We start from the raw sequence: 7,840 nt of genomic DNA on the forward strand, positions 1-7,840 counted from the left end.
CGGTGGCGGCGGTCGGCCCGCAGCTCGGCGAGGAGCCGGGTGGCCGTGGGGGTGAGGTGCAGGGAGATCTCCCGCCGGTCGTACCGGCCCGGCTCCCGCTCCAGCATCCCGGCCGCCACCAGCCGGTCGCAGAGCCGGCTGGCGGAGGAGAGCAGCATGTCGGTGAGCGTGGCGAGCCGGCGCAGGTTGATCCCGTCGTGCTGCTCGACGACCATGACCGCGCGCAACTGGGCGCCGGAGAGTCGGCTCGTGGTCCGCTCCCGGGCCGCCTCCCAGACAGCCAGCAGGGTGCCCGCCGCCTCGTCCAGCGCGGCGGCCATACTCGGATCAGGTCCCTGGGGACCGAGTTCTTCGGCCATGGTGCGCCCGAGACTACCCGGCCCAACAGGCCGACGACCTGTGCAAAGGAGCAAAGATGAGCGGACCGGAGGATCGGGCGCGGCGGAGCCTCACCGAGGCGCCGACGGATCAGCTCGTCGACCGGCTCGCCGCCGAGCTGGAACGGTCGTACGGGATCGCCCGCACCGAGCTGTACCAGGTCGACTACCGGTTGGCCGCGCTGCTGCCGCTGACCGGGGGTGAGGCGATCGTCACGCCCGGCCACCCGGCCTGGCGCTGCTTCGACCACCAGGAGCCGATCGTCTCGGAGGGCGCCGGCTGGTTCCCGGTGGGGATGCGCGGCGAGCGGCGCGGCGTGCTCCGGCTCTCGCCGCTGCCGGCCGACCCGGCCGCCCTGGCCGAGCTGGACGCCGTCGCCACCGCGCTCGGCCACGAGCTGGCCGCCGTGGCGGCCACCACCGACATCTACCTGACCGCCCGGCGCAGCCAGCGGCTCACCCTGGCCGCCGAGATGCAGTGGGAGCTGCTGCCGGGGCGCAGCCGCATCCGCCCCTCGTTCAGCCTGGCCGGCCAGCTGGAGCCGGCGTACGCCGTGCGCGGCGACGGCTTCGACTGGTCCGACGACGGCCGGCGGCTCTGGCTCTCGGTGATCAACGGCTCGGGCGAGGGGGTGGCCGCCTCGATGCTCACCTCGCTGGCCACCCACGCGCTGCGCAACGCCCGCCGCGCCGAGCTGGGGCTGGCCGACCAGGCGGCCCTGGCCGACCAGGCGATCTACGCGCTGCACCGGGGGGAGCAGCACCTCTCCGCGCTCCTGCTGGAGCTGGACCTGGCCGCCGGCACGATGACCGTGGTCGACGCCGGCTCGCCCCGCCTGGTGCTGCTCCGCGAGGGCGAGGTGACCGAGCAGGTCCTGGAGAAGCAGTTCCCGCTCGGCATGTTCGAGGGCACCGACTACCGGGAGCAGCACTTCCAGCTGCACCGCGGCGACCGGCTCTTCGTGGTCAGCGACGGGGTGATCGACGCCACCGCCGAACGGATCCGCTACGGCGAGACGGCGCTGGACCGCTTCCTGCGGCGGACCGGGCCGATGGAGCCGCTGGACGCTGTCCGATCGCTCATCGGCGACCTGCGCGCCTTCGTGGCCGGCGACCTGATCGACGACGCGGTGGTGGTCTGCCTGGACTGGCTCGGCCCGCAGCCCTGACCCGTCCCGGCCGCCCGCCCGGTCAGTAGGCGCCGCGGCTGTTGACCACCGCGCCGAAGGTCTTCCAGAGGATGGTCAGGTCGGCGGCGAGCGACCAGTTCTCCACGTAGTAGAGGTCGAGCCGGATGCCGTCCTCCCAGCTCAGGTCGGACCGGCCGCTGACCTGCCAGAGGCCGGTCATGCCGGGCTTGACCAGCAGCCGGCGGGCCACGTCGCCGTCGTACCGGGCCACCTCGGAGGGCAGCGGCGGGCGGGGGCCGACCAGGCTCATGTGGCCGAGCAGCACGTTCGCCAGCTGGGGCAGCTCGTCCAGGGACCACTTGCGCAGCAGCTTGCCGACCCGGGTCACCCGGGGGTCGTCGCGCATCTTGAACATCAGGCCGTCGGTCTCGTTGCGCGCGGCCAGCTCGGCCAGCAGGGCGTCGGCGTTGACCACCATGGTGCGGAACTTGAAGACGCCGAACTCCTTGCCGCCCTGGCCGACCCGGGTCTGGCGGAACAGCACCGGGCCGCGGCTGTCCAGCTTGATGGCGAGCGCGATCACCGCCAGCAGGGGCGCCAGCAGGAGCAGGGCGACCAGCGAGATCGAGCGGTCGACCAGCCCCTTGACCAGCTTGCGGGCACCGCGGAACTCGGGCGCCTCGACGTGGATGAGCGGCAGGCCGGCGACCGGCCGGGTGTGGATGCGCGGGCCGGCGACGTCGGTCAGCGCCGGAGCCACCACGAGGTCGACCCCGGTGCCTTCGAGCTGCCAGCCCAGCCGGCGCAGCCTCGTCGCGGTGAGCTCGCCGGAGGCGGTGACCGCCACGGTGTCGGCGCCGATCGCGGTGGCCGCCTCCGGGATGCCCCGGAACGAGCCGACCACCGGCACGTCACCCAGCCGCTGCGGCACCGGGGCGAGCAGGGCGTCCGGGATGCAGGCGCCCACCACCTGGTAGCCGGCGTACGGTTCCCGGCGCAGGGTGTGCACCAGCTCCAGCACGTGCGCGGTGTCGCCGACCACCAGCACCTTGCGGGACCAGCCGGCGCCGCGGTCGCGGGCGCGGTGCAGCCGCTTGCGGGCGGCGAACCGAGCCACCTCCAGGCCGATCGTGCCGACCGCGAAGGAGATGGCCAGGAAGCCCCGGGAGACCCCGACGTCGGCGATGTACCCGGCGATGGCGATGCCACCGGCCAGCCGCAGGCTCGCCGCGCTGACCCGCCGGTACTCGTCGGCGCCGTAGCCGAGCACCTGGTCGTCGTAGCAGCGCATCGCCTTGAGCGAGATCAGCCAGACCAGCAGCAGGGCGGGCGCGACCACCACGTACGGGATCTTCGAGCCGCTGGGCGGCTCCTCGCCGAAGCGGGCGACGTACCCCACCAGGATGGCCACGGCCAGCACGGCGGTGTCCAGCACCGCCAGGACCCGGATGTAGGCCCGCTCCGCGGCACGCGTCGTCGGGCCGGGGCGGTCGCCACCCGGTCGCGACGACGTGCTGGCGGGGGTCAACAGCGTCGCCGAGGTCACCGGCCCTCCCCACTTCGCTCAGGACGACCCCGCGCCGCGCGGTCCCGGTGGGGAACCTGCGGTTCGGAGCACCCGGTCATCTTGCCTCGACAATCATGGCTACCGATTGCTTCGGACGTATTGCCGTCAGTTGTCTTCCGGCCCCGAGGGCCGGGAAGCGTTCCGCCGTACCGGATCTGCCGGTACGGCGGAACGCGTTCGCTGAGTCTCGGGTCAGCGCGGCGCCGGCGGCCGCAGCGCGATCGCCTGCAGGAAGATCTCGCCGATCTTGCTCGGGTCGGTGGTGACGAAGGAGCCGCCACCGGTCACGTCCGTGATCGACTTGAGCTCCGCGCGGCTGACCTCGGTGCCGATGCCGATGATGATCACCTGGACCGGCTGCTCCTCGTCGCGCAGCTTCTTGAGCTTGTCGAGCAGCGCCTTCTGCGAGATGCCGTTGGCGTCGTCGTTCTTGCCGTCGGTGAACAGCACGATCGAGTTGACCTTGCCCGGCTCCCAGTCCTGCTGGACCTTCTGGTAGGCCGCGAGCATGGTGTCGTAGAGGCCGGTGTCGCCGTCCGAGGGCCGGACCGAGGCCAGGCTCTGCTGGAGTGGGCCGCGGTTGCTCGACAGCGGCTTGATCCCGAGCAGCTCACGGTAGTCCTGGGTGCCGTTCAGGTTGGTGGAGAAGGTCCACAGGCCGATCGACCAGGAGTCGTCGAAGAGCCCGAGGCCCTGGCTCGCGGCGGCGACGGTGACCTGCTCCCGGCTGGCGCCGTTGGCGGTCGCCACCGGCTTCTTCATCGAGCCGGAGACGTCGATGACGCAGAGCATGCGGCCGGACTGGGTGGCCACCGACCAGGTGGTGGTCGCCTTCTGGATGGCGACCGGGTCCAGGTCGGCCGCGCCGCCCTGGCCGGACGGCGGGACGGCGCTCGCGCCGCCGTTCGCCGGGCTCGGCGCGCCCTGCGGCGCCTGGAACCCGTCGCCCCAGTTGCCGTCCGGGGCGCGCAGCGCCTGCCCGGCCAGCCGGTTCTTGAAGCCCGAGGTGCGCAGCACCTCGAAGAGCACCCGGGCGGCCGACGCCTTGGCCGGCTCGATGCCGGGCAGCACCGCGAACGGGTAGTCCAGTGGAATCGGCGCCGGCTCGAGGTAGAGCGCAGCCAGCGGGATCGGCGGCTTGGTGTTGTTGTAGGCGATCACGTCCTCTTCCGACAGCGCCGCCGCGCCCAGCCCGTTGGCGATGGCCGTCGGGTCGGACGAGCGCGGGAAGCGGGCGAGGAGGTCCTGCCGCAGCGAGGAGCGGTTGGTCGCCAGCGCCCGCAGCGCACCGACCATCGCCTCCTGCGCCTTCGGCGAGCCGGCGGCGCCGGTGGCGCTGGCGGCGGCGGTCAGCGAGAGCAGCCCGGACAGGCCGGCCGCGTCCTGGGTCGGCTCGACGATCCCGGCGCGCAGCGGCTTGCTCTCGGTGACCTGCTTCAGCAGGTCGGTCCAGTGCAGCTTCTTGTCCGGCCAACCGATCCGGGACGCCACCGGCTCGGGCAGCGCGACCACCACCGGGCTGCGCGCGATCGAGGCGCCGTTGGCCGGCGCGAAGGCGGTGGCGCCGCCGCTCTTGAGCCGCAGCAGCCAGGTGGAGGAGTCCGGCACCCAGACGTCCGGCGTGACCGCCGTCCCGCTGGCCTGACCGACCCCGGCCAGGGTGGCGCCGTGCTTGCTCGCCACCGCGGCGGCCACGTCGACCGGCTCGGCGGCGGTGACGTCCACGGCGATGCAGGTCTCGCCGACCGCCGCGCCGTCGGCGACCCACTGGTCCGCCGCCCCGCGTACGGCGGGGGCGATCTCCGGCGCCGCGGAGACGGACAGCTCGATCCGCCCCGAGCAGTTCGGGCCCGCCAACTGCTGATAGCCGAACCAGGAGCCGGCTACGACGACGACGAGGGCCGTCGCCGCGGCAACGGCACCTGCCCCACGGAGGTTAGAACGCATGCGATGGCGGCCAGACACGGTGACCATCTTGCGTATCTCGTGGGGTTACTGCCACAACCGTTCGGACGAAAGTTACGCAGGAGAAACAGTTGATCGCCAAATGGTCACGTTGAGTGAGCGATCAGTCATCCCAGGTGATCAAAGTCCACTGCGGACGGTGCTTCGGTGACCGGCCGGTCACGGACAGACGCAGGTGGGACTGGCCACCGGCACCGGCTCCCCCACCGGCTCGGGCACCCCGGTGCCCGGATCCACCCGGAACACCCTGATCATGCCGGCCCGCTCGTCGGCCACGTAGAGGTGCCCGCCGGTCAGGGCGAAGTGCCGCGGCCACCCGCCACCGGTGTCCACCTCGGCCACCAGCTCGGGCGCCGCCCCGGCGAGCGCGAAGACCGCGACCGTCCCCACCCCCCGGTTGCCCACGTAGAGGAAGCGCCCGTCCGGACCGACGGCGACCTCGGAGGGCTGCACGTGTCCGACCCGGCCGCTGGCGTCCACCCGGACCCGCTGGTGCAGCCCGTCCGGGGTCAGGTCGTACGCGGTGACCGTCCCGTCCAGCTCGCCGACCAGCCAGCAGCGCCGCCCGTCCGGATGCCGGGCCAGGTGGCGGGGTCCGGCGCCGGCCGGGGTCCGCAGCCGGGGGGCGCGGGGCACCAGCCGTCCGGAGGCGGCGTCGAGGTCGTACCGGTAGACCGAGTCGGTGCCCAGGTCGACGGCGAGCAGCGGCCCGCCGACCGGGTCGGGCGAGACCATGTGGCAGTGCGCCTGCTCCTGCCGCTCCGGGTCGGCGCCGTGCCCCTCGTGCCGGACCAGGTCGCTGCGCTCGCCCGGCGTCCCGTCGGCGTCGAGCGGGAACACCGTCACGCTCCCGCCGCCGTAGTTCGCCACGAACAGGTGCCGCCCGTCCGGGGCGACCGCCAGGTGGCAGGGCTCCGCCCCGCCGGTCGGGCGTACGCCGATCGGGTCGAGGGCGCCGCCCGGGCCGACCCGGAAGGCGCTGAGGAGCCCCTCGGGCAGCTCGTTGACCGCGTAGAGCACCGGCAGCGCCGGGTGCCGGACGAGGAACGACGGCGACGGGGTGACCGCCACCGTGCCGAGCGGCGTCAGCTCGCCGGTCGCCGGGTCGCGCCGGGCGGCGACGATGCCCTCGGCCCGCCCGCCCGTCTCCGCCGTGTAGCCCCCGATGTGGACGATCGCGTCCTGCCCGGTCACCGCTCCCACCTTCCGCCGTCTCCACCGTCGATCCAACCAGAGGCTTCCCGGGGAGCCGGCCGGTTAGGCGTCATTCCCGGCACCGGTTTACGGGCCCGCTCCGCCGAACCGGTGGCGGATCGCGGTCAGCCCACCGGCACCGGCTCGCCGCGCTGCCGCGCGACGTGCTCGACCAGCGAGATCAGCACCAGCTTCCCGGACTGCCGGTCCCGGGCGTCGCAGAGCACCAGCGGCACGTCCGGGTCCAGGTCCAGGGCGTCGCGGACCGCTTCCAGGCTGAACCGGCGGGACCCGTCGAAGCAGTTCACCCCCACCACGAACGGGATGCCCCGCTGCTCGAAGTAGTCGATCGAGGGGAAGCAGTCGGCCAGCCGGCGGGTGTCGGCGAGCACCACGGCGCCGAGCGCCCCGAACGCCAGCTCGTCCCAGAGGAACCAGAACCGGTCCTGGCCCGGGGTGCCGAAGAGGTAGACCTGGAGATCGTCGTTGATGGTGATCCGCCCGAAGTCCATGGCCACCGTGGTGGTCGACTTCTGCTCCACCCCGGAGACGTCGTCGGTGCCGATGCCGGCGCCGGTCAGCACCTCCTCGGTCTGCAACGGCCGGACCTCGCTCAACGCGCTCACCAGCGTCGTCTTGCCCGCGCCGAAGCCGCCGGCGATGAGGATCTTCAGAGCCAGCGGCACCCGCGGCGCGGCCGGCTCCCGGTCAAAGCGCACGGAGTCCACTGACCACCGCCTTGAGGATGTTGTCGTCGGGCAGCTGGGCGGCGGCCGGCGGCCGGCGCACCGTGACGAGCCCACGGGCGAGGAGGTCGCCGAGCAGCACCCGGACCACGCCGACGGCGAGATCCAGGTCGGCGGCGAGATCGGCCACGGCCACCGGCCGCCGGGCCAGGTCGGCGAGGCGCCGGTGCTCCGGCTGGAGACCGGGCACGCCGGACGGGTCGGCCCCCGGGGTGGTCAGCACGAACGCCACCAGGTCGAAGCCGTCGACCGGCGGGCGCACCCGGCCGCCGGTGAGGGTGTACGGGCGGACCACCGGGCCGGCGGCGGCGTCCAGCCACTCGTGCTGGGGGCCCGGCGACTCAGCCCGCATCGGTCGCCACCGTGCGGGCCGGTGTGCTGAGGTTCTCGCCGACCCGGATGACCAGCATGGCCATCTCGTACGCCACCAGGCCGATGTCGGCGTCGGCGTCGCTCACCACCGCCAGGCAGGCGCCCTGCCCGGCGGCCGTGACGAACAGGTACGCCGACTCCATCTCCACCACGGTCTGCCGGACCGCGCCGCCACCCACGTGCCGGGTGGCCCCCCTGGCCAGGCTGGAGAAGCCGGAGGCGAGGGCGCAGAGGTGTTCGGCGTCGGAGCGCTCCAGGTCGGCGGACGCGCCGAGCAGGAGGCCGTCCGCCGAGAGCACCACCGCCTGGCGGGCGGCCGGCACCCGCTCCACCAGGTCGTCGAGCAGCCAGTCGAGATCGGCGTTCTGCCGCGTCGTGTGCACCACTAGGCGTCCCTCTCAGTCGCGGTTCGATGGTCCGGAGCCGGCTCCGGCGGGGAGGGCTCGGTGGCCCGGGCACGGGCCGCGTCGGTGGTCGGAGCGTCGGCCC

General features: G+C 73.7%; 8 protein-coding genes. 1 reads left to right on the forward strand and 7 read right to left on the reverse strand.

What is annotated here, in order from left to right; all coding sequences use genetic code 11:
• Positions 1 to 320: MarR family transcriptional regulator (locus tag ACW0Q9_RS26960; RefSeq protein WP_456185982.1), on the reverse strand; the 320-nt coding region annotated here is incomplete at its 3' end.
• A gap of 95 nt (positions 321 to 415) precedes the next feature.
• Here ACW0Q9_RS26960 and ACW0Q9_RS26965 point away from each other — a divergent pair.
• Entirely contained in the window at positions 416 to 1,546 is a 1,131-nt protein-coding gene (locus ACW0Q9_RS26965; protein WP_456185984.1) for a PP2C family protein-serine/threonine phosphatase, read from the forward strand.
• A gap of 22 nt (positions 1,547 to 1,568) precedes the next feature.
• On the opposite strand, the gene ACW0Q9_RS26970 is transcribed toward ACW0Q9_RS26965, so the two are convergent.
• The 6 genes from ACW0Q9_RS26970 to ACW0Q9_RS26995 all read right to left on the reverse strand — a co-directional run bounded on the left by ACW0Q9_RS26970 (position 1,569) and on the right by ACW0Q9_RS26995 (position 7,737).
• The gene (locus ACW0Q9_RS26970; RefSeq protein WP_456185986.1) at positions 1,569 to 3,053 is read right to left on the reverse strand and encodes a sugar transferase; all 1,485 of its coding nucleotides are present in this window, start codon (positions 3,051 to 3,053) and stop codon (positions 1,569 to 1,571) included.
• Between the two features lie 213 nt (positions 3,054 to 3,266).
• Positions 3,267 to 5,021: a substrate-binding domain-containing protein gene (locus ACW0Q9_RS26975; protein ID WP_456185988.1), complete on the reverse strand. Its 1,755-nt coding sequence runs from the start codon at positions 5,019 to 5,021 to the stop codon at positions 3,267 to 3,269.
• Positions 5,022 to 5,198: 177 nt separating this feature from the next.
• Positions 5,199 to 6,233 (reverse strand): lactonase family protein, encoded by a 1,035-nt coding sequence (locus ACW0Q9_RS26980; protein WP_456185990.1) that lies wholly within the window; start codon positions 6,231 to 6,233, stop codon positions 5,199 to 5,201.
• Positions 6,234 to 6,358: 125 nt separating this feature from the next.
• Positions 6,359 to 6,961, reverse strand: coding sequence for a GTP-binding protein (locus ACW0Q9_RS26985; RefSeq protein ID WP_107078959.1), 603 nt, complete (start codon positions 6,959 to 6,961; stop codon positions 6,359 to 6,361).
• Entirely contained in the window at positions 6,942 to 7,331 is a 390-nt protein-coding gene (locus tag ACW0Q9_RS26990; RefSeq protein ID WP_456185992.1) for a DUF742 domain-containing protein, read from the reverse strand. The genes ACW0Q9_RS26985 and ACW0Q9_RS26990 overlap by 20 nt, the downstream gene beginning before the upstream one ends.
• Positions 7,321 to 7,737, reverse strand: a complete 417-nt coding sequence (locus ACW0Q9_RS26995; RefSeq protein ID WP_456185994.1) for a roadblock/LC7 domain-containing protein — start codon at positions 7,735 to 7,737, stop codon at positions 7,321 to 7,323. Before ACW0Q9_RS26995 ends, ACW0Q9_RS26990 begins: the two co-directional genes overlap by 11 nt.
• Positions 7,738 to 7,840 lie beyond the last annotated feature (103 nt).

It is taken from the genome of Micromonospora sp. I033, assembly GCF_053890995.1.

Excerpts from the sequence above, each read along its gene's own strand:
- ACW0Q9_RS26975 (WP_456185988.1), bottom strand. The coding sequence starts at position 5,021 with ATGCGTTCTAACCTCCGTGGGGCAGGTGCCGTTGCCGCGGCGACGGCC.
- ACW0Q9_RS26965 (WP_456185984.1), top strand. The coding sequence starts at position 416 with ATGAGCGGACCGGAGGATCGGGCGCGGCGGAGCCTCACCGAGGCGCCG.
- ACW0Q9_RS26990 (WP_456185992.1), bottom strand. The coding sequence starts at position 7,331 with ATGCGGGCTGAGTCGCCGGGCCCCCAGCACGAGTGGCTGGACGCCGCC.